This window comes from Cobetia sp. PDI-23MA (assembly GCF_059507735.1).
The window spans coordinates 478,006-498,654 of the sequence record NZ_CM183352.1 but is presented as its reverse complement, the minus strand read 5'-3'; the positions used below and the strand labels follow the sequence as shown (position 1 = coordinate 498,654).

Genomic DNA, 20,649 nt, shown 5'->3' with positions numbered 1-20,649 from the left:
GTCGCCGGCACCATCGCCCTGAACCACTCATCGTCTGACACATCTGGCATGCAGGCACCTCTGACATCGCACTCGCACTCTGCGCTTACGATGTCGAATCACGTGATACCGATGCCCACGGCTCGCGTGATTGACGTGACGACTACATCGCCAACAATTCCACCACCACCAACAACAACGACCGCAAACGCGGCACTTGATGAATGTCCTGACTGGTCCTCGCACCTGAGCCATCTGTCCCAGCTGGCTGCGAGTCTCTTCCAAGTCTTTATCTGCGAACATTCGCATAAGGTTATGTAATGCACAGCCTTCAAGATTCCGCCGCCACCTACGGCGCTGCCGCAGGATCCTCCGCGTCTGACACCCAGACCGACGTCTGTGCGGGCGCTCTGTCCCGCTCGCCCAGCGCCGCCCTGTTCTCGCCTGCCAACATGGATGCCTGGCAGACCGGCATGCAGCGCATCAGCACCCTGGTGGCTGAACAGCTCGACAGTGTCCAGCAGCCATTCAGCGGCATCACTCCGGAAGCTCTGCGTCCGGCCTTCGCCGACCTCGATCTCGAGACGCCCCTCGAGAACCTCGAAGCCGGCCTGGAGGAGCTCAAGTCGCTCTACCTGAAGGATGCCGTCTACTTCCATCATCCCCGCTACATCGCACACCTCAACTGCCCGGTCGTGCTGCCCGGCGTGTGGGCCGAGAGTCTGCTGGGTGCGATCAACTCCTCCCTCGACACCTGGGACCAGAGCGCTGGCGGCACCCTGATCGAGCAGCGCCTGATCGACTGGACCACCGAGCGCCTGGGGCTGGGTCCGACTGCCGATGGCATCTTCACCAGCGGCGGCACCCAATCCAACCTGATGGCGCTGCTGCTGGCCCGTGATGCGGTCTGCGAGAAGCTGCCCAACCACCCCGGCAACCAGACCCACGGCCTGCCGCCGGAAGCCGGGCGCCTGCGCGTCTTCGCCTCCGGCATCAGCCATTTCAGTCTGCAGAAGGCCTGTGCCCTGCTCGGTCTCGGCCACAACGCCGTCGTCCCGGTCGCCGTGGATGAGCGTCGCCGCATGGACCCCGATGCACTGCGGGAAGCGCTGGACAAGGCCCGCGCCGAAGGCCTGATCCCGATGGCCGTCGTCGCCACCGCAGGCACCACCGACTTCGGCAGCATCGACCCGCTGGAGGCCATCGGCCGCGAATGCCATGCACGTGGCATCTGGTTCCATGTCGATGGCGCCTACGGCGGCGGCCTGATCACCTCGCGTCGTCACGGACACTGGCTCAAGGGCACCGAGATGGCGGACTCCGTCACCATCGATTACCACAAGACCTTCTTTCAGCCGGTCAGCTGCAGCGCCTGCGTGGTGCGTGACCGCACCCAGCTGCGCCACGTCACCTATCACGCCGACTACCTCAACCCGGAACTTCAGGCCCGTGAAGGCACGCCGGATCAGGTCAACAAGAGCCTGCAGACCACGCGTCGTTTTGACGCCCTGAAACTGTGGATGACCCTGCGTCTGATGGGCGCCGATGCGCTGGGCGACATGCTCGATTGCGTAATCGATCTCACCCGCGAGGGCTATCAGCTGCTCGAGGCGGCACCGGACATCGATGTCGCCCAGGCGCCGGAACTCAGCACCCTGGTGTTCCGCTTCCATGATGCCAATGAAGAGACCCTCAGCGCCGAGCAGTGGGATGCCTTGAACCGTGAGATCCGCAAGCGCCTGTCGCGAAGCGGTGAGGCCATCGTCGCCGCCACCAAGGTGTCCGGCCGTCAGTATCTGAAGTTCACCCTGCTCAATCCGGAAACCACCCGCGATGACATCGCCGCGGTGGTCGAACTGATCCGCCAGCACGGCCAGGCGCTGGTCAAGGCGCATCATCTGGCTGCCAGCACCACGGCCCAGGCAAGCCACGCCGCAGCACTGGCCGATGCCCTGGTCGATACCCCGGCCGCCAAACGTCGCAGCCACACCACAGAAGCCAAGGAAAGCCGTCATGCATGACACCTCGACTCCTCACGTCACCGATACCGCTGAAACGCGCAATGAGGTGCTCGACTTCGTCGCCATCGGCATCGGCCCCTTCAACCTCAGCCTTGCCTGTCTGAGCGAGCCGCTGGAAGACGTGAACGGCGTCTTCCTGGAGCGCAAGGCAGAGTTCGACTGGCACCCGGGCATGTTGCTGGAAGATGCCAGCATGCAGACGCCCTTCATGGCGGACATGGTCTCGCTGGCCGACCCGACCAGCCACTTCAGCTTCCTCAACTATCTGAAGCTGCATGACAAGCTCTACAACTTCTACATCCGCGAAGACTTCTTCCTGCTGCGCCGCGAATACAACCAGTACTGCCAGTGGGCGGCGCGCGAGCTGACCAGCCTGCGCTTCGATCACGACGTCCAGGACATCCAGCATGTCGGCGACATCTATGTCGTGCGCGGCACTCGCCCCAGCACCGGCGAAGCCTTCGCCTATCGCGCACGCAAGCTGGTACTGGGCACCGGCACCCAGCCCTACCTGCCGCAAGCCGCCGATGCCGTGCGTGACGTCGTGCCGGTCGCGGGCAGCCGCGTGTGTCACAACGCCCACTATCTGGCGCGCAAGGACGAGCTCACCTCCCAGCCGGCCATCACCATCATCGGCTCCGGCCAGAGCGCCGCCGAGATCTATCTCGACCTGCTGCGCGAGATCGATCAGCACAGCTACCAGCTCAACTGGATCACGCGCTCGCCGCGCTTCTTCCCGCTGGAGTACGGCAAGCTGACGCTTGAGATGACCTCGCCGGATTACATCGATTACTTCCACGCCCTGCCGCGTGAACAGCGCAACACCCTGCTGGCGACCCAGAAGGGTCTCTACAAGGGCATCAATCTCGAGCTGATCGACGAGATCTACGACACCCTCTACGCCAAGCAGCTGCAAGGCGTGGTGCCCACCACCCTGATGACCAATACCGAACTGACCTCGCTGAACAAGGAAGGAGCCGACGGCGACTTCACGCTGGGGCTCTATCAGCGCGAACAGCAGCAGGCCTGGCGTCATGACACCAGCGCCGTGGTACTGGCCACGGGCTATCAGTACGTGGCGCCACCCTTCCTGCGCAGCATCGAGTCGCGCATTCGTCGTGACGAGGAAGGCCGCTACGCCGTCGGTCGCTTCTACGCTGTCGACACGCAGAGCACCGCCGATACCGACGGCAACGAGGGCGATCAATCGCCGTTCGCCGGCGAGATCTTCGTCCAGAACGCCGAGCTGCATACCCACTCGCTGGCCGCGCCGGACCTGGGCATGGCCTGCTATCGCAACAGCTGCATCCTGCGCGCCATCACCGGGCGTGAGGTCTATACCATCGAGCGCCGCATCGCCTTCCAGAGCTTCGGCGCGCCCGGCTCTGAAAAGGGCTGTGGCAATGGCTTCACACCGCTGCCCGCCGCACACCTGCCCTACGGCGAGACGGATATCCATGCCGGCACGTCCGCCACCGGCACGTCCGCCACCGGTACGTCCGCTACCGCCACCACCGACACGACTCACACCGCTGCACCGCAACACCGGGAGACCACCGCATGAACATGCCAGTCGACATCACCAGCGCCGCAAGCGCCGAACAGTCCAGCAGCGCGGCAAGTTCTCACAGTGCAGCGACACCGTCACAGCAGGTGTTCGGAACGACATCGCTCGCCGCGCCGGCACCGCTCGATCTGCTCAGCCCGGCACCGGGAACGCGCTTCACCCGCCGCGCGGTGGAGCTGGAGCAAGCCCAGGCGCGCCTGCGCAAGCCCCAGGATGACAGCGCCAGCGAGCGCGCCGAATTCGCGCTGCGCCCGCTGGATCTCGCCGCCGACATGGCGCTGGTGGATGAGTGGACCAGCGGCGAACGCGCCAGCTTCTGGGGCATGAGTGATGACCTCATCACCACCAAGTACGACTTCTATCAGGGCCTGGAAGACAGCCAGCATGCCCAGGGCTGGGTCGGTCTCTACAACGACCAGCCAGCGTTTCTGGTCGAACTCTATGACCCGGCACACGACCCGCTCGGCAAGCATTACAGTGTGCAGCCCGGCGACTTCGGCATGCACTTCCTCGTCGCGCCGCGCAGCGAGGACCAGGCCCCCATCAGCGGCTTCTCGCGTGCGGTGATCGAGACGATCATGGCGATGGTCTTCGCCGGCCAGTTCCGTGACGAGCATGCCGCTGAAGGGAAAAAAGATGAAGGGCAAGAGGCAGTACGTCCCGTGTCCCGCGTGGTGGTGGAGCCGGACAGCCGCAATCGCGCCATTCATCCACTGAATGCCGCGGTGGGCTTCGTCGATCATGGCCCGCTGGATCTCGACGGCAAGCCGGCCCGCCTGTGCTTCTGCACCCCGCAGGACTTCCGCGCCGCTCTGGCCACCCGCAGCCCGCGCTTGGGCAGCGGCGTGACCGCCAACCCGGCCGCGGCCAGCCAGCATCTCACCGGGCCGGACTGGCAGCAGGCCAATCGCCTGCTGGTGCGCAAGGCGCTAGCCGAATTCAGTCACGAGCGTCTTATCCACCCGCGATGCGCCGATGACTGTGGCACCCGCACCGCCTGCCAGAGTCATGACAACTGGCATCACTTCCGCCTGCCGCTGGCCGAGTCCGCAAGTGACAAGGCGCCCGTCAGCCGCCGAGCGGTGGAATATCGCTTCGTGGCGCGACGTTTCCAGCTCGATCACTGGCTGATCGATGCCGCCTCCATCCAGCGTCTGGATGCCGACGGCAACTCCCTGCCACTGGACGCGCGTGAGCTGATTCTGGAACTCAACGATGTGCTGGAGATTCCGCCGCGTCTGCTGCCGGTCTATCTCGAGGAGGTCAGCGCCACGCTTGCCTCCAGCGCCTGGAAGATGCAGCGCGCCGTGCGCGAGAACCAGTCCGCCCGCGTGCTGGCCGGTGCCTCCTTCCAGACCCTGGAATCGGCAATGAGCGAAGGCCATCCGTGCTTCGTCGCCAACAATGGCCGCATGGGCTTCGATGCGCTGGACTATCGCGCCTACGCGCCGGAAGCCGCTCAGCCCTTCGCGCTGGTGTGGATCGCCGTGCATCGCGACAACGCGCACTACTCCGCCGTGGATGGTCTCGATCCGCGCCGTCTGCTGGAAGAGGAACTGGGTCAGGCCGAACTGGCCCGCCTGGAGGATCAACTGACGGCCAAGGGCCTCGATGCCGCCGATTATCTGATGATGCCGGTGCACCCATGGCAGTGGAATCACAAGCTGGCGATCACCTTCGCCGCCGAGATCTCAAGCCAGCGCATCGTCTGTCTGGGGCTAGGGGAGGACCGCTATCAGGCCCAGCAGTCGATCCGCACGCTCTACAACCGCAATCAGCCGAACCGCCGCTATGTAAAGGTGGCGCTATCGATCCTCAACATGGGCTTCATGCGCGGTTTGTCGCCCTATTACATGCGCGCCACTCCGGTCATCAATCAATGGCTTAAGGGCCTGATCGATTCGGACCCGTCCTTCGAACAGTGGGGCTTCCGCCTGCTGCGTGAAGTCGCAGCCATCGGCTATCGCGATGATGTGCTGGAAGACGCCGACCCGGCGGCTGTCGGCTATCGCAAGATGCTGGCCAGCCTGTGGCGCGAGAGCCCGGAAGACGTCAAGGATGAAGGCGAGCGCCTGATGACCATGGCGGCGCTGCTGCACGTCGACAATGACGAGAAGGCCTTGCTGCCGGCGCTGATCGAGCGTTCCGGCATCGGCGCCGAAGCATGGATCGACAAATGGCTGACGGCCTACATGACGCCGCTGCTGCACTGCTATTTCAAGCACGACCTGGTGTTCATGCCGCATGGCGAGAACCTGATCATGCGTCTGCGCGATGGCGTGCCGTGTGGTGCACTGATGAAGGACATCGCCGAGGAAGCGGCGCTGTTCGCCACCGATGAGACCCGTGCACTCGAATTGCCGGCAGGGGTCGAGCGGCTGGTGGTCGAGGTGCCGGAACCGATCCGCATCCTGTCACTGCTCACCGACGTCTTCGACTGCATCTTCCGCTTCGCGGTGCCGCTGCTGGTGCGCGAGCAGGTGATGACGGAGGAGGCCTTCTGGTCTCGCGTCGCGGCTTGCATCCACGACTACCAGGATGCCCATCCGGAGATGGCCGACAAGTTCGCGCGCCATGACCTGTTCGCACCGCGCTTCACGCTGTCATGCCTCAACCGCCTGCAGCTGCGCAATAACCAGCAGATGGTCGATCTCACCGATCCGTCCGGCGCCCTGCAGCTCAAGGGCGAGCTGGACAACCCCATCGCGGCCTTCGCCCGCCGCTGAGCGCTGACGGCGAGCCAGGCAGTGTCAGCACGCCAGGCAGTGACCCAGCGTCTCGGGCCGTACACCTGAAACGCCCTGTCACTGCCGGGTGATATCAAGCAGCACCGGGACCGCCCTCGTCATGCACAGGGGCGGTCCTTGGGGTGCCTGACAAGCAAGTATTGATAATGATTCGTAACAACAATACCATTGGCTTTCCATCACGACATATCTCATTGCGAGCCGTGGATGCCCTCTCACGCCAAGCCCCCAGTTCGGACTCATCGCGACACGGATGATCGAACGCCTGACACACGCGGGCCAGAAGCTGAAACGCCCGCTGAGCTGCAGGCTTGTGCTGCACAGCAATACCGCCACTCGCTGGACCAGCTGTTTGCCGAGAATCGTCACGAACTGACCGGCTTTCTGGTGCGCCAGCTGGGCTCGCATGAGCTGGCGGAAGACATCAGTCATGAGGTCTATCTGCGCCTGCGCCTGACCGGAGAGTGGCCCGCCAACCCGCGCGCCTGGCTGTTTCGCATCGCACGCAACCTGATCATCGATCATCACCGCCACCAGTCCCGCGCACCGGATTTCGAATCGGTGTCCGAGGGTGATGAGCGCGTGGCGGCCGCCCATCTGGACCCGGAGAGGAGCCTGGCGCGCCGCCAGAAGCTGCAGGTCGTCGATGCGGCACTCTCCGAGCTGGCAGGCCATTTTCGCCTCGCCCTGACCTGGTATCGCCTCGAAGGGCTGACCAAGCGCGAGATCGGCGAGCGTCTCGGCGTGTCCGAGCGCATGGCGGGTCGCTACGTCACCCAGGCGCAGCAACACTGCGAAAAGCGTTTGGCCGCGGCGAGCTGTTATCGCAATGAAGTCAGCCACGACTGCGCCGCCTGCCAACAGGGCGACGCGGACTCGCCGCCAGCCGCGCAGGGCATGTCAGCCGCGCCGCCCAGCAAGGCGCGACGACGACGCCGGCGTGATGACGTCCCGATAGCAAGAGCCGATCAGCACTGATGGCCCCGCGGAGCACGGATGGGCGAACGTCTCCGCGTCATGTCGCCCAGAATGAATCGCCCTTAGCCTGACGCCCTGACCACGGATGACGATGCCTTCATGTTCACTCTCGATCACCTGCGCTTTGACCTCGGCGAGCGCTGTCTGCTCAAGACGCAGTCTCTCGATTTCGCCCCCGGCCAGGTGCATGGCCTGATTGGCCACAATGGCTCCGGCAAGTCGACACTGCTCAAGTTGCTGGCGCGCCAGAACACGCCGACCAGTGGCAAGCTGGCGCTGGATGATCGCCCGCTCTCGCAGTTCGGCAGTCGGGAATTCGCGCGCGCTGTGGCCTACCTGCCGCAGCATCTGCCGGCGGCCGAAGCGCTGACCGGCCGCGAACTGGTCGCCTTCGGCCGTTATCCGTGGCACGGCCTGCTCGGGCGTCCCGGACCCAAGGATGAAGAAGCCATCGAGCGCGCCATTGCGCTGACCCACACCGAAGCCTTCGCCAACCAGCAGGTCGATACCCTCTCCGGTGGCGAACGTCAGCGTGTATGGCTGGCCATGCTGCTGGCCCAGGGCAGTCGCTATCTGCTGCTGGACGAGCCGCTGGCGGCGTTGGATATCGCCCATCAGATCGAGGTGATGGAGCTGGTCTCGCATCTGAGTCATACCCTGGGGCTGGGCATCATCATCGTGCTGCACGACATCAATCTGGCAGCGCGTTACTGCGATCGCCTGGTGGCGCTGCACGGCGGCAAGGTACTGGCCGAGGGCGCGCCCGACGAGATGATGACCCCGTCCACGCTCAAGGACATCTATGGCGTCGAGATGCAGGTGATCACCCCGCCGCAGAGCCGGCAGCAGATCGCGGTGCCGCTATGAAGTGGCTGTCGGCACTGATCAGTCTGAGTCTGCTGGCGGTGGGTCCCGCCTGCGCTGCCACGACGGTTGACGACCACGAGGCACCAGTGGGCTTCGTCGATCGTCCCGTCGTGGCGCTGGACTGGACGCTGGCCGAGACCCTGACCGGTATCGGAGTCCGCGCCATGGGCGTGGGGCAGGTGGAAACCTACGCAAGCTGGGTGGATCAACCGGCGCTGCCGCAGGGCACGCGGGATCTTGGCCTGCGCACCCAGCCGAACCTGGAGCAGCTGGCCGCCCTCGCCCCGGACGACATCCTGATCAGCCCGATGCTGGCAAGCCTCGCACCGCGCCTGTCGGCCATCGCGCCGGTCACCAGCATTGCCATCTATACCCCGGATGCCGACACCTGGCAGACACTGGTCACCGCGACGCGCCAGCTGGGCAAGCTGACGCAGCGCGAGCCACAGGCCGAACAGCTGATTCGCCTGAGCACCGCTCGCCTGGCCGGTTACAACGCCGCACTGCGCCAGCAGTCGGCACACGATGGCAAGACGCCGCTGCCGCTGTTGATGGTGCAATTCATGGATGACCGCCATGTGCGCATCTTCGGTGACAACAGCCTGTTCCAGGCCGTGATCGAACGCATGGGCATCGACAATGCCTGGCAAGGCGACACCAACGCCTGGGGCTTCGCCACCGTCAGTCTCGAGAAGCTGGTGACGCTGGAGGGCCGCATGGTGGTGGTGGAACCGCTGCCGCCGGGCGGACGCGAAGCCCTGGCACGCAATGGCCTGTGGCAGGCCATGCCCGGCGTGCGCGAGAACAGTCAGGCCTCGGCACCGCTGTTCCTGCCCCCGGTCTGGAGCTTCGGCGCCCTGCCCTCGGCCAACCGTTTCGCCGAACTGCTCGCCAGCCATCTGATTGACGGCGAGACGGCACCTGAGGGGGAGACCACCGATGGCAACCACTGAGCAGGCCATGAGCACTCGCCCCGCATCAAACCGACACCCGCTGCACCTCACGCCGGGCCGGGCCTGCAGCCTGTTGGCCCTGGCCCTTGTGGTACTGGGCAGCCTCGCGCTCAATCGTGAAGGCCTGAGTCTGATGCAGGGCCTGACCGCACTGTGGGTATCGCCCGACTTCAGTGATGCGGCCAGTCTCGGCCAGTCAGACAGCGCACTGCTCTCCGCCCAGCTGGTGGCACATGTCAGCTGGTGGCCGCGACTGGTCTGCGCGCTGCTGGCCGGGGGCGCGCTGGGCATGGCGGGCGTGCTGATGCAGCAGGTACTGCGCAATCCACTGGCTGCGCCCACCATCCTCGGCGTCGCCAGTGGCGCGAGTCTGGCGATGATGCTGGCGACGCTGTTCGCCCCGGCGCTGATGGCCGGTACTGGCCTTGGAGGTGATGGATTCCAGCTGGGCCGTGAATGGGTCGCGCTGGCCGGCGGTCTTGCCGCCATGGGGCTTGTATTTGCGCTGGCCTGGGCGCGTGGCATGTCGCCGACCGTAGTGGTGCTGGCCGGACTGGTGGTCAATCTCTACATCGGCGCGCTGGGCATGGTGCTGTTGCTGTTCAATCAGGAAGCCCTGCACGGCACCCTGGTATGGGGCGCAGGCTCGCTGGCCCAGAACAGCTGGGATGGCGTGATCACGCTGCTCACCCGCCTGCTGCCGGGCATGTTGCTGGCGATGGTGCTGATGCGTCCGCTGGCAGTGCTGGATCTCGACGAGGCCAATGCCCGAAGCCTGGGCGTCTCGCTGCGCAAGCTGCGTCTGATGAGCCTGGGGCTGGCGGTATTCCTGAGTGCCTGCGTGGTCAGCGTGCTGGGCATCATCGGTTTCATCGGCCTGGCCGCACCGGCATGTGTACGTCTGATGGGCGCGCGCCGCCTGGGGCAGCGCCTGCTGTGGGCACCCTTGTTCGGGGCACTGCTGCTGGCGGTGACGGACCAGGTGGTCGCCAGTCTCGATGGCCTGCTGCCCAACCTGATTCCCACCGGCGCGATGACGGCGGCCCTCGGCGCGCCGCTGCTGCTGTGGCTGATTCCGCGCCTCAAGATGGCCCAGGGGGCTGGCCCCGCCAGTCATCACGGCATGTCCCTGACGCATCGTCACCCCCGCCCCGACCGCCTGCTCGGCTGGCTGCTGGCCGGGGTCTGCGTGGCCCTGATGCTGGCCCTGCTGGTCGGCAATGGCGACGATGGCTGGACTTTGGGCGGTGACATGCTCCAGCAGTTGCTGGCCGGCCAGACCAGCGTGCTGGACTTCCGCCTGCCAAGGGTACTGGCGGCGGCAGGCGCCGGCGTGCTGCTGGCCCTGGCCGGCACCCTGTTGCAGCGCCTGACCAGCAACCCGATGGCCAGCCCCGAGATTCTCGGCATCAGCGGCGGCACCGCCATCGCCCTGATGCTGACGCTGCTGCTGGTCCCGTCGCCGGGGCAACTGACCCTGCTGGGCGCAGGCATCTGCGGGGCGCTGGCCTGTCTGGCGCTGCTGGTAGTGCTCAATCTTCGCAGTGGCTTCATTCCCGAACGCGTGCTGCTGTGCGGGGTGGCGATCACGGCGCTCTACGATGCGGTGCGCGGCATCATCCTTGCCGATGGCGACCCGCGCGGTCAGCAGATTCTGGCCTGGCTGTCCGGCTCCACCTATTACGTGGGCCTCTCCGCGGCGGTCGGCGTGCTCGCGCTGGCGATCATCGCGGTGCTGCTGGTGCGTCCGCTGGCGCGCTGGCTGGATATCCTGCCGCTGGGCATGGCGAGCGCCAGTGCGCTGGGCATCGGCGTGACCCGCGCCCGCCTGGTGCTGCTGGGCGCGGTGGCGGTGCTGACCGCGCTGGCAACCCTGATCGTTGGTCCGCTGTCCTTCGTCGGCCTGCTGGCACCGCATCTGGCACGCCTGCTGGGGCTGAGCCGCGCTCGCGAGCACATGCTCGGCGCGGTGTTGTGCGGCGCTCTGCTGATGGTGCTCGCCGACTGGCTGGGCCGCCAGCTGCTGTCGCCCTACGAGATCCCCGCCGGCCTAATGGCCTCGCTGATCGGCGGCAGCTACTTCCTGTGGAGTCTGCGCAAGTCGAGCTGATGTTCCCTCGATGAGAGGCCTCAAGCCAGACGACACGCAGCCAGAAAACACGAGACCAGAAGACACGAAGCCCGCGATCTCTGATCGCGGGCTTCGTGTTTCAGCGTTTCTCGTTTGGCAATCTGCACTCAGTTGCCGAACACCACCGTGCGCCTGTCATGCAGGAAGACGCGGCGCTCGAGGTGATAACGCACGCCTCGCGACAGGGTCAGGCACTCGATATCACGGCCCTTGGCGATCAGGTCTTCGGGATAGTGGGCATGATCCACCGTCTCGACGCCCTGGGTGATGATCGGCCCTTCATCGAGATCATCATTGATGTAGTGCGCGGTGGCTCCGACCAGCTTGACGCCCTTCTCGTAGGCCTGGTGGTAGGGGCGTGCGCCCTTGAAGCCCGGCAGCAGCGAGTGATGGATGTTGATCGCCCGCCCCGAGAGCTTCTCGCACATGTCGCTCGACAGCACCTGCATGTAACGCGCCAGAATCACCAGCTCGGCGCCGGTGTCCTGCACGATCTGCCACACCTGCGCTTCCTGCTCGGCCTTGGTCTCGGCGGTGATCGGCAGGTGGTGATACGGCAGGCCATGCCACTCGGCCAGCGGTGCCATGTCCGGATGGTTGGAGATGACGGCGGTGATATCCATCGGCAGCTGGCCGATGCGATGCCGATAGAGCAGGTCATTCAAGCAATGGTCCGAGCGCGAGACCATGATGACCACCTTCATGCGCTCATCCGGCGCACTCAGGCTGACGTCCATCTCGAAGTCGGCGGCACGCGTGCCCAGGCCCTGCTCGAAACTCGCGGCATCGAAGCCGTCATCGAGGGCACCGGCCTCGGTCTGCGGACGAAATTCGGCCCGGATGAAGAAGCGCCCCGACAGGCGGTCATCGAAGGAATTGAGCTCGGTGATATAGCAGCCCTGCTCGCGCAGGTAGCGTGTCACGACGTCCACCGTGCCGATGCGGCTGGGACATTGGGCGGTCAGAATCCAGGTATCACGCATACGTAGGTGCCTGTCATGTAAGGATTATCTATTGTTGGAAGCAGCAACGTCAGGGTTGCATTCGAGGCCCTGCGCGACAAACCAATATTATTGAGGCGGGCTTCAGTATTTCTGAAGCCCGCCTCCTGGCCCGGGCGAGGCCCCTGGCGGTTGATTCAGGTCGTGGCGTGCGCCTGCGACAGAGCTCTCTCCAGACACAGACCTTTCCAGATACAGACCTCAGGCCTTGATACAGACCCCGAATTCCTCGCTGGCATCCAGCAGCCAGCGGCCGAGATAGTCGGCGAAGCTCCTGCGCACCACCAGCTCGAATTCGCTCTCGCTGACGCGGCGCAGCACCAGTGTCGCCTTGGCGAACACCGCCGGCACGCCGCGCCCGACCGGGAAGGCACGCGGATGCACATCGGTAGGCGTCGACTTCATCAACACCTGCCGCGCCTGGTCACCGCTCAGCGAGATGACGGTCTGACCACCGCTGACGTTGACCACCTGATAGCGACCGGCCAACGCCTCATGCAGCGCCTTCTCGACAGTGAAGGCTTCCTCGCCGGGCACCAGGATCAGCCACTCATCCGGTGACAGCCACTGAATCGAGCGCCCCCCCTCATTCTGATGGAGAGTCGCCGGCGTCAACGGCAGCGCCAGACCCAGCGCCGCCTCGACACCCTCGGCGAAGCCCGGCTGCGCGGGGTCACCGCGCAGCGTCAGGTGACCGAGAAACGCCTTCTCCTCAAGCACAACGCCGGCATCGCCGTCATCGCGGGCCGTGAACAGATGCGCCAGCGGCGAACGGGCGCACTGAGCGTGAACCTCGGGCATCGGGCGCTGATCGATCACCGATGTCCGGGAACTTGTCATGTCCTGCGGCTGCGCCTCGACGGCGACACCCGCTTGCGGGTCGAGTGTGGTGGCATCAGACATGCTGGCGCTCCCCTTTCTTGTCGTAGAACACCGGTGAGGTGATTTCGGCTTCCAGCGTCGTACCATCGGCCTGGGGCAGGAACACCGTCTCGCCGATGCGCTTGGCACCGCCCTTGACCACCGCCAGCGCGAAGCCATGCCCCAACGTCGGGCTGTAGTAGCTGGAGGTCACATGGCCGACCATCGGCATCGGGATGGCGTGCTCGGGGTCGAAGACGATCTGCGAGCCTTCCGGCAGCACGATGCGCTCATCGCCGGCCTTCTTGCGCGTCGGAATCAGGCCGACCATCTGCTTGCGGTCGTCGCGGCGGGTATCCGGACGCGACAGCGCACGCTTGCCGATCCAGGAATACGGCTTGTTGTAGCCGACGCACCACTGCATGCCGAGGTCTTCCGGGGTGATCGAGCCATCGGTGTCCTGACCGACGATGATGAAGCCCTTCTCGGCGCGCAGCACGTGCATGGTCTCGGTGCCGTAGGGCGTGAGGCCGTACTTCTGGCCGCACTCGAACAGACGCTTCCAGACATGCAGCCCGTAGTTGGCCGGCACGTTGAGCTCGTAGGACAGCTCACCGGTGAAGGAGATGCGGAAGATGCGCCCGGGAATGTCGGCGATCAGCCCTTCGCGCACTTCCATGAACTTGAAGCTGTCGCGGTCGAGGTCGATATCGGTCAGCTCGCCGACCAATGCACGCGCCTCGGGGCCGGTGACGGTCAGGGTCGCCCAGTGATCGGTGACGCTGGTCATCTGCACGTCCAGTTCCGGCCATTCGGTCTGATGCCACAGCTCCAGCCATTCCAGGATCGCGGCCGCGCCACCGGTGGTGGTGGTCATCAGGAAGTGGTCTTCGGCCAGACAGGTGGTGACACCATCGTCCATCACCATGCCGTCGTCATGACACATCAGGCCGTAGCGCGCCTTGCCGACGCCCAGCTTGGCCCAGGCGTTGGTGTAGATACGGTTGAGGAACTCGCGCGCATCGCGACCGGTGATGTCGATCTTGCCCAGGGTCGAGGCGTCCAGCACGCCGACCTTCTCGCGCACCGCCAGACACTCGCGCTCCACCGCGGCGTGCATGTCTTCACTGCCCTGCGGGTAATACCACGGGCGCTTCCACTGGCCGACATCCTCGAATTTCGCTCCCTGCGCCAGGTGCCATTCGTGCATCGCGGTGTAGCGGATCGGATCGAACAGCTCGTTGCAGTGACGACCGACGATGGCACCGAAGGTCACCGGGGTGTAGTTGGGGCGGAAGACGGTGGTGCCGGTGTCGGGGATGGTCTGCCCCAGACAGCGCGCGGCGATGGCCATGCCGTTGATGTTGCCCAGCTTGCCCTGATCGGTGCCGAAGCCCATCGCGGTGTAGCGCTTGACGTGCTCGATGGACTCGAAGCCCTCGCGGGTGGCCAGCTCGATCCCGGCGGCGGTCACGTCGTTCTGCAGATCGACGAACTGCTTGGGGGCGCGAGCGGTGGGCTTGTCGTGCGGCACCTGGTAGAGCGGCAGCAGCGGGGCTTCTGCCAGCTCGGAGACTGCCGGCACCTCGCACGCCGCGACCTCGAACTCGCAGGCTTCCACCGCGGCGACACCGCTGGCGTAGGCCGCGACCAGCACGTCTTCCAGCGCGAAGCTGCCATTGGCGGCGCCGCAGGCATCGAAGCCCTTGAGCATCGGGGCGCCCAGCGCCGGCAGGAAGCCGTGGATCTCGTCGCTCCATACCGGACGTGCGCCGGTGTGCGCTGCCAGGTGAACCACCGGGCTGTAGCCGCCGGAGCTTGCGATGGTGTCGCAGGCGAGCTCTTCCACCGCCCCCGTCACACTGAAGGCATCGATATCGATGGCCGCGATGCGCGCGCCTGTCACGCGACGCTCGCCCTTGGCCTCGATCACGGCGGCACCGGCGATGATGCGGATGCCCGCGGCACGCGCCGCCTCGACCATCACGCCGGAAGGGGCCGGGCGCGCATCGGCGATCGCGACCACTTCACGACCGGCCGCCTTCCAGGCCAGCGCCGCGCGATAGGCGTGGTCGTTGTTGACCGACAGCACCAGTTTGTCACCGGCGGCGACGCCGTAACGGGTCAGATAGGTGGTGACGGCACCGGCCAGCAGGTTGCCCGGCACATCGTTGTGGCTGTAGACCAGCGGCCGCTCGTGGGCGCCGGTGGCCATGATGACGCGATGGGCACGCACGCGGTGCAGGCGTGAACGTGCCTGACGCGCGCCACGGGCATTCAAGGGCGCGAGATCGGCCTGATGTTCGGTACGGCGCTCGTGCAGGGTCACGAAGTTGTGATCGTGGTAGCCGTTGGCAGTGGTGCGTGGCAGCAGCTGCACATCCTCGCAGGCTTCGAGTTCCGCCAGCACGGCATCACGCCATTCGATGGCCGGCTTGCCGTCCAGGGTCTGATCGAGACAGTCCGCCGACATGGAGAGCAGCGAGCCACCCAGCTCTTCCTGCTCATCACACAGGATGACGCGCGCGCCACTGCGGGCCGCAACCAGCGCCGCCATCAGGCCCGCCGGGCCGGAGCCGATCACCAGCACATCGGTGTGCTGATGCAGGTGATCGTAGATGTCCGGATCGTCCTCGAGCGGAGAACGCCCGAGACCGGCGGCCTTGCGGATGTACTTTTCATACGTCATCCACAGCGAGGCCGGCGCCATGAAGGTCTTGTAGTAGAAGCCCGGCGGCATGAACTTGCCGCCCAGCTTGCCGACCTGCGGCAAGAAGCGGCTCATCAGGTCCTTCTGGGCCTTGACCCAGCCGCTGACGGCGTGGGCTTCCAGGCCTTCATAGAGCGCCTGCTGGGTGGCCCGCACGTTGGGCACCTGACCCGCTTCGGTGCTGCCCAGCTGCAGGATGGCGTTGGGCTCTTCAGCACCGGCGGCGACCAGGCCGCGCGGACGCGCATACTTGAAGCTGGCGTTGAGCACGTCGAGGCCGTTGGCCATCAGTGCCGAGGCGAGGGTATCGCCTGCCAGGCCCTGATAGCGCTTGCCATTGAAGGTGAAGGTCAGCGGCGTGGCGCGGTCGATGCGTCCACCCGAGGCGAGACGGCGCGGGGCAGCGGCGGTCTGGTGGTCTTGCTGGTTCATGCGCTCACCCCCTTGGCTTGCGTGGTCGGATCGGCTTTCGTCTCACCGGTGATGCTGGGCTGCTCGCCCATGCGATAGGTCTCGAGAATCTCGTAGGTCACGGTATGGCGGGTGATGTTGAAATACTTGCGACAGCCCACGGCGTGAATCCACAGCTCGTGGTGAACGCCACGCGGGTTGTTGCGGAAGAACAGATAATCCCCCCACTCGGCATCGGAGCAGGCTTCGGGGTCCTTCGGGCGCTCGATATGCGCCTGGCCCTTGACGTGGAATTCCTCTTCCTCGCGCAGCTCGCCGCAGTAGGGACAGAAGATATGCATCATGGTCGGTCGTCTCCTGACGGCAGGTTCAGTGCGCGACGCCAGCGGCGCCGTGTTCGTCGATCAGCTTGCCCGTGTTGAAACGGTCATAGGAGAAGGGTTCCGCCAGCGGATGGGTGCGCCCCTTGGCCAGTGTCCAGGCAAAGACGTTGCCGGACCCCGGCGTGGCCTTGAAGCCACCGGTGCCCCAACCGCAGTTGAAATAGAGCCCCTTCACGGGCGTCTTGGAAATGATCGGGCAGGCGTCCGGACAGGTATCGACGATGCCGCCCCACTGACGGTTCATGCGCACCCGTGAGAAGACCGGGAACATCTCGACGATGGCCTGCAGGGTGTGCTCGATGGTCGGGTAGCTGCCACGCTGGCCATAGCCCACATAACCATCAATGCCGGCACCGATGACCAGGTCGCCCTTGTCGGATTGGCTGATGTAGCCGTGGACGTGATTGGACATCACCACAGTGTCGAGAATCGGCTTGAGCGGCTCGGAGACCAGCGCCTGCAGCGGGTGGGATTCCAGCGGCAGGCGGAAGCCGGCCTTCTCGGCCATCACGCCGGAGTTGCCGGCGGTGACCACGCCGACACGCTTGGCACCGATGAAGCCGCGCGAGGTTTCCACCCCGACGATGGCGCCATCCTGCTTGCGGAAGCCGGTGACCTCGGTCTGCTGGATCAGATCGACACCCAGGCTGTCGGCACCGCGCGCGAAGCCCCATGCCACGGCGTCGTGACGCGCCACGCCGCCGCGCGGCTGCCAGGAGGCACCGAGGACCGGATAGCGTGCCCGGCTCGAGCAGTCCAGTGCAGGTACCAATTCCTGCACCTGCTGAGTGTCCAGTACCTCACCGTCGATACCCTGCAGACGGTTGGCATTCACGCGGCGCTGGATGTCGCGCATGTCCTGCAGGGTGTGGCCCAGGTTGAGCACGCCACGCTGGGAGAACATCACGTTGTAGTTCAGGTCCTGAGACAGGCCTTCCCACAGCTTCATGGAATGCTCGTAGAGCGCCGCCGCCTCGTCCCACAGATAGTTGGAGCGCACCAGGGTGGTGTTGCGCGCGGTGTTGCCGCCGCCCAGCCAGCCCTTCTCGATCACCGCGACATTGGTGATGCCGTGCTCCTTGGCCAGGTAGTAGGCCGTGGCCAGACCATGCCCGCCGCCGCCGACGATGACGACGTCGTATTCCTTCTTGGGTTCTGGGCTACGCCAGACCTTCTGCCAGTTCTCATGGTGGCTGAGCGCATGCTTGACCAGCCCGAATCCCGAGTAACGCTGCATTTGCCACCCTCCTCACATCTTTGCCACCGCAAGCGCTGTCCGGTGCTCTCGCCCGAGTGATATCTGTTCTTGTCACCCGAGTGATGTCTCTGCGCTTGCGGCATGTGTCGTTGTTATCGTTGTCTCTCGCCAGCGCCTTGTTCAGGCAAGTGCGGTGGGGTCGGTCACGCTGTTGGATGCGTAGACCGGGAAGCGTGCACAGACTTCCTCGACCTTGCCGCGCACCTCGGCTTCCACCTTGGCGCTCTCGCCGGTGGACAGCGCGTCGAGCAGATCACAGATCCAGCCGGCCAGTGCCTCGCATTCCGCCTCGCCGAAACCGCGCGTGGTGGCGGCCGGGGTGCCGATGCGCAGCCCGGAGGTCACGAAGGGGCTCTGCGGGTCATTCGGCACGCTGTTCTTGTTGACGGTGATGTGGGCGCGGCCCAGTGAGGCATCCGCGTCCTTGCCGGTCACGCCCTGGCGGATCAGCGAGACGAGGAACAGATGGTCATCGGTGCCGCCGGAGACCACGTCATAGCCGCGCGACATGAAGACCTCGGCCATCACGCGGGCATTGGCGATCACGCGGGCCTGATAGCTGACGAAGTCCTGGCTCATCGCTTCCTTGAAGGCCGCGGCCTTGGCGGCGATGACGTGCATCAGCGGGCCGCCCTGCTGACCGGGGAAGACGGCGCCATTGAGCTTCTTGTGCAGCGCTTCATCACCGGTGGCGGAGAGGATCAGGCCACCGCGCGGGCCGCGCAGCGTCTTGTGGGTGGTAGTGGTGACGACATGGGCGTAGGGCAGCGGGCTCGGGTAGTGACCCGCCGCGACCAGACCGGCCACATGGGCCATGTCGACCATCAGCCAGGCACCGATCTCGTCGGCGATATCGCGGAAGCGACGCCAGTTGACCAGGCGCGAGTAGGCGGAGAAGCCGGCGATGATCATCTTCGGCTTGTGCTCACGCGCCAGACGCTCCATCTCCTCGTAGTCCAGCTCGCCGCTTTCGGTCAGGCCGTACTGGATGGCGTTGTAGTGCTTGCCGGAGAAGTTGGGCGCCGCGCCGTGGGTCAGGTGACCGCCATGCGCCAGGCTCATGCCGAGGATGGTGTCGCCCGGCGAGACGAGTGCCATGAACACGGCCGCGTTGGCCTGGGCGCCGGAGTGCGGCTGCACGTTGGCGTAGTCACAGCCGAACAGCGCACAGGCGCGCTCGATGGCCAGTGTCTCGACCTTGTCGACGAATTCGCAGCCGCCGTAGTAGCGCTTGCCCGGATAGCCTTCGGCGTACTTGTTGGTCAGCTGGCTGCCCTGAGCCTCCATCACCAGCGGGCTTGCATAGTTCTCGGAGGCGATCAGCTCGATATGCGCTTCCTGACGCGCTGTCTCTTCGAGGATGGCCTCGGCCAGTGCAGGGTCGAGTCTGGCCAGTCGGTCATCACGGGTGTAGCCATGTTGCTGAGACATTGCGCGCCTCCGGTAAGCGGATCGTTGTTGTTGGAGTGGTTCGATGAAGGGTGATCAGTGATCGTCTGTTCGCTCAAATCCTGTCGAGTCAGCCGGCGCCAAGGCCTTGAGTGGCTGTCTTGACCCGATACTAGCCCTGCCCCCCTGCGGCAAACTGCTTGTCAGCGTCACACCGCAGCGCGAATGCGACATCGGCAGGCAAAAACGACATACCGTCGGCCCGAACAGAGCTGCTGCGAATGGTGGCTGCCCGCCACTGGCGCTACACCGAAGCCCCTGCGGGCAGGTATGCTAGACACCGATATCGTGCGATCAGGCGCCGGATGACGACTGATCCATGCAAGTGCGCGCCTGGGGAGGGGAGTTGAGAATATGCTGATGGAATTGCTGGCGGTGATGGCACCGGTACTGTGTGGCGCCGCCATCGGCTTCTTCTGGGTCAGGCTTGGCAATGACTACCCGATGGCCTTCGTCACCCGACTGGTGCTCTACATCGGCACACCGGCGCTGATCCTCAATGCGCTGGGCAGCGCCGAGATCGACAACTCGAGCTTCCTGCGTACGGGCCTGGCGACGCTGTCCGTGATGGCCCTGCTGCTGGCGCTGAGCTGGCCCTTCGCGCGCTTGATCGGCAAGCCCTGGAAGGTGGCGGTGGCCCCGCTGCTGTTCTCCAACGTCGGCAACATGGGCCTGCCCGTCTCGCTCTACGCCTTCGGCCAGGCCGGCTTCGCCTACGCCATCACCATCATGGTCACCATGTCGCTGCTGCAGTTCACCCTCGGCGCCTGGCTTGCCAGCACCAGCGGCAACCCGCTGCGCAGCGTGGTGCGCTCGCCGACCATCTGGTCCAGCATCGTCGCCACCATCATGTTGCTCTGTGATGTGCACATGCCACGCTTTGTCGCCAACAGCCTGGAGCTGATCTCCGGCTTCACCGTGCCACTGATGCTGATCACCCTGGGCGTGTCGCTGGCCAGCATTCGTGTCAAGAATCTGGCGGCGGGCGTGGGCTTCAGTGTCCTGCGCATTCCCTTTGCCGCCCTGTGTGCCTGGGGGATCGGCACCCTGCTGGACCTGCCCCCGCTGGCACTGCACGTGTTGACCATGCAGATGGCCATGCCGGTGGCGGTCTACAACTACATGTTCGCCCAGAAGGCCGGGCGTGAGCCGGAGTACGTGGCCACGCTGGTGTTCTGCTCGACGCTCGCCGCCTTCCTCTATCTGCCCATGCTGCTGGCGGCGATGGGGGCGACACTGGGCTGACCCGACGGAAGCCGCCCAAGCTTTCCCGCAGTGAATGACAGGCACAAAAAAACCACGCGAGCCTGAGCTTGCGTGGTCGTGTGACACC

Annotated in this window: 14 protein-coding genes; 8 read left to right on the top strand and 6 right to left on the bottom strand. The window is 65.2% G+C overall.

From position 1 onward, the window contains the following. Positions 1-299 precede the first annotated feature (299 nt). The 7 genes from AC5WNJ_RS02220 to fhuB all read left to right on the top strand — a co-directional run bounded on the left by AC5WNJ_RS02220 (position 300) and on the right by fhuB (position 11,222). Positions 300-2,000 carry a pyridoxal-dependent decarboxylase gene (locus tag AC5WNJ_RS02220; RefSeq protein ID WP_176676130.1) on the top strand — a complete coding sequence of 567 codons (1,701 nt, stop codon included), beginning with the start codon at positions 300-302 and terminating at the stop codon, positions 1,998-2,000. Then, a complete protein-coding gene (locus AC5WNJ_RS02215) occupies positions 1,993-3,564 on the top strand; it encodes a SidA/IucD/PvdA family monooxygenase (RefSeq protein ID WP_176676129.1) in 1,572 nt (523 codons plus the stop codon). Before AC5WNJ_RS02220 ends, AC5WNJ_RS02215 begins: the two co-directional genes overlap by 8 nt. After that, positions 3,561-6,293, top strand: a complete 2,733-nt coding sequence (locus AC5WNJ_RS02210; protein WP_495930366.1) for a GNAT family N-acetyltransferase — start codon at positions 3,561-3,563, stop codon at positions 6,291-6,293. The genes AC5WNJ_RS02215 and AC5WNJ_RS02210 overlap by 4 nt, the downstream gene beginning before the upstream one ends. Before the next feature lie 228 nt (positions 6,294-6,521). Beyond that, positions 6,522-7,292 carry a sigma-70 family RNA polymerase sigma factor gene (locus tag AC5WNJ_RS02205; RefSeq protein ID WP_176676128.1) on the top strand — a complete coding sequence of 257 codons (771 nt, stop codon included), beginning with the start codon at positions 6,522-6,524 and terminating at the stop codon, positions 7,290-7,292. Between the two features lie 99 nt (positions 7,293-7,391). Further along, positions 7,392-8,159 carry an ABC transporter ATP-binding protein gene (locus tag AC5WNJ_RS02200; protein WP_176676127.1) on the top strand — a complete coding sequence of 256 codons (768 nt, stop codon included), beginning with the start codon at positions 7,392-7,394 and terminating at the stop codon, positions 8,157-8,159. Then, positions 8,156-9,112, top strand: coding sequence for an ABC transporter substrate-binding protein (locus tag AC5WNJ_RS02195; protein WP_176676126.1), 957 nt, complete (start codon positions 8,156-8,158; stop codon positions 9,110-9,112). Before AC5WNJ_RS02200 ends, AC5WNJ_RS02195 begins: the two co-directional genes overlap by 4 nt. Further along, entirely contained in the window at positions 9,099-11,222 is a 2,124-nt protein-coding gene (gene fhuB, locus AC5WNJ_RS02190) for a Fe(3+)-hydroxamate ABC transporter permease FhuB (protein WP_495930365.1), read from the top strand. Before AC5WNJ_RS02195 ends, fhuB begins: the two co-directional genes overlap by 14 nt. A gap of 128 nt (positions 11,223-11,350) precedes the next feature. Here fhuB and purU read toward each other — a convergent pair whose 3' ends face one another. The 6 genes from purU to glyA all read right to left on the bottom strand — a co-directional run bounded on the left by purU (position 11,351) and on the right by glyA (position 19,298). Beyond that, positions 11,351-12,226, bottom strand: a complete 876-nt coding sequence (purU, locus tag AC5WNJ_RS02185; RefSeq protein ID WP_176676125.1) for a formyltetrahydrofolate deformylase — start codon at positions 12,224-12,226, stop codon at positions 11,351-11,353. Between the two features lie 219 nt (positions 12,227-12,445). Continuing rightward, positions 12,446-13,147: a sarcosine oxidase subunit gamma gene (locus AC5WNJ_RS02180; RefSeq protein WP_253063094.1), complete on the bottom strand. Its 702-nt coding sequence runs from the start codon at positions 13,145-13,147 to the stop codon at positions 12,446-12,448. After that, entirely contained in the window at positions 13,140-16,247 is a 3,108-nt protein-coding gene (locus AC5WNJ_RS02175; RefSeq protein WP_176676124.1) for a sarcosine oxidase subunit alpha family protein, read from the bottom strand. Before AC5WNJ_RS02175 ends, AC5WNJ_RS02180 begins: the two co-directional genes overlap by 8 nt. After that, positions 16,244-16,570, bottom strand: a complete 327-nt coding sequence (locus tag AC5WNJ_RS02170) for a sarcosine oxidase subunit delta (protein WP_176676123.1) — start codon at positions 16,568-16,570, stop codon at positions 16,244-16,246. The genes AC5WNJ_RS02175 and AC5WNJ_RS02170 overlap by 4 nt, the downstream gene beginning before the upstream one ends. A gap of 25 nt (positions 16,571-16,595) precedes the next feature. Continuing rightward, positions 16,596-17,846 (bottom strand): sarcosine oxidase subunit beta family protein, encoded by a 1,251-nt coding sequence (locus AC5WNJ_RS02165; RefSeq protein WP_253063092.1) that lies wholly within the window; start codon positions 17,844-17,846, stop codon positions 16,596-16,598. A gap of 141 nt (positions 17,847-17,987) precedes the next feature. Further along, entirely contained in the window at positions 17,988-19,298 is a 1,311-nt protein-coding gene (gene glyA, locus AC5WNJ_RS02160) for a serine hydroxymethyltransferase (protein WP_495930364.1), read from the bottom strand. A 372-nt stretch (positions 19,299-19,670) separates the two neighbouring features. On the opposite strand from glyA, the gene AC5WNJ_RS02155 reads away from it, so the two are divergent. Beyond that, entirely contained in the window at positions 19,671-20,561 is an 891-nt protein-coding gene (locus AC5WNJ_RS02155; RefSeq protein WP_495930363.1) for an AEC family transporter, read from the top strand. Positions 20,562-20,649 lie beyond the last annotated feature (88 nt).

Coding starts and splice junctions, on each gene's coding strand:
- AC5WNJ_RS02220 (WP_176676130.1), top strand. CDS start 300: ATGCACAGCCTTCAAGATTCCGCCGCCACCTACGGCGCTGCCGCAGGA.
- AC5WNJ_RS02215 (WP_176676129.1), top strand. CDS start 1,993: ATGCATGACACCTCGACTCCTCACGTCACCGATACCGCTGAAACGCGC.
- AC5WNJ_RS02210 (WP_495930366.1), top strand. CDS start 3,561: ATGAACATGCCAGTCGACATCACCAGCGCCGCAAGCGCCGAACAGTCC.
- AC5WNJ_RS02205 (WP_176676128.1), top strand. CDS start 6,522: ATGCCCTCTCACGCCAAGCCCCCAGTTCGGACTCATCGCGACACGGAT.
- AC5WNJ_RS02200 (WP_176676127.1), top strand. CDS start 7,392: ATGTTCACTCTCGATCACCTGCGCTTTGACCTCGGCGAGCGCTGTCTG.
- AC5WNJ_RS02195 (WP_176676126.1), top strand. CDS start 8,156: ATGAAGTGGCTGTCGGCACTGATCAGTCTGAGTCTGCTGGCGGTGGGT.
- fhuB (WP_495930365.1), top strand. CDS start 9,099: ATGGCAACCACTGAGCAGGCCATGAGCACTCGCCCCGCATCAAACCGA.
- purU (WP_176676125.1), bottom strand. CDS start 12,226: ATGCGTGATACCTGGATTCTGACCGCCCAATGTCCCAGCCGCATCGGC.
- AC5WNJ_RS02180 (WP_253063094.1), bottom strand. CDS start 13,147: ATGTCTGATGCCACCACACTCGACCCGCAAGCGGGTGTCGCCGTCGAG.
- AC5WNJ_RS02175 (WP_176676124.1), bottom strand. CDS start 16,247: ATGAACCAGCAAGACCACCAGACCGCCGCTGCCCCGCGCCGTCTCGCC.
- AC5WNJ_RS02170 (WP_176676123.1), bottom strand. CDS start 16,570: ATGATGCATATCTTCTGTCCCTACTGCGGCGAGCTGCGCGAGGAAGAG.
- AC5WNJ_RS02165 (WP_253063092.1), bottom strand. CDS start 17,846: ATGCAGCGTTACTCGGGATTCGGGCTGGTCAAGCATGCGCTCAGCCAC.
- glyA (WP_495930364.1), bottom strand. CDS start 19,298: ATGTCTCAGCAACATGGCTACACCCGTGATGACCGACTGGCCAGACTC.
- AC5WNJ_RS02155 (WP_495930363.1), top strand. CDS start 19,671: ATGCTGATGGAATTGCTGGCGGTGATGGCACCGGTACTGTGTGGCGCC.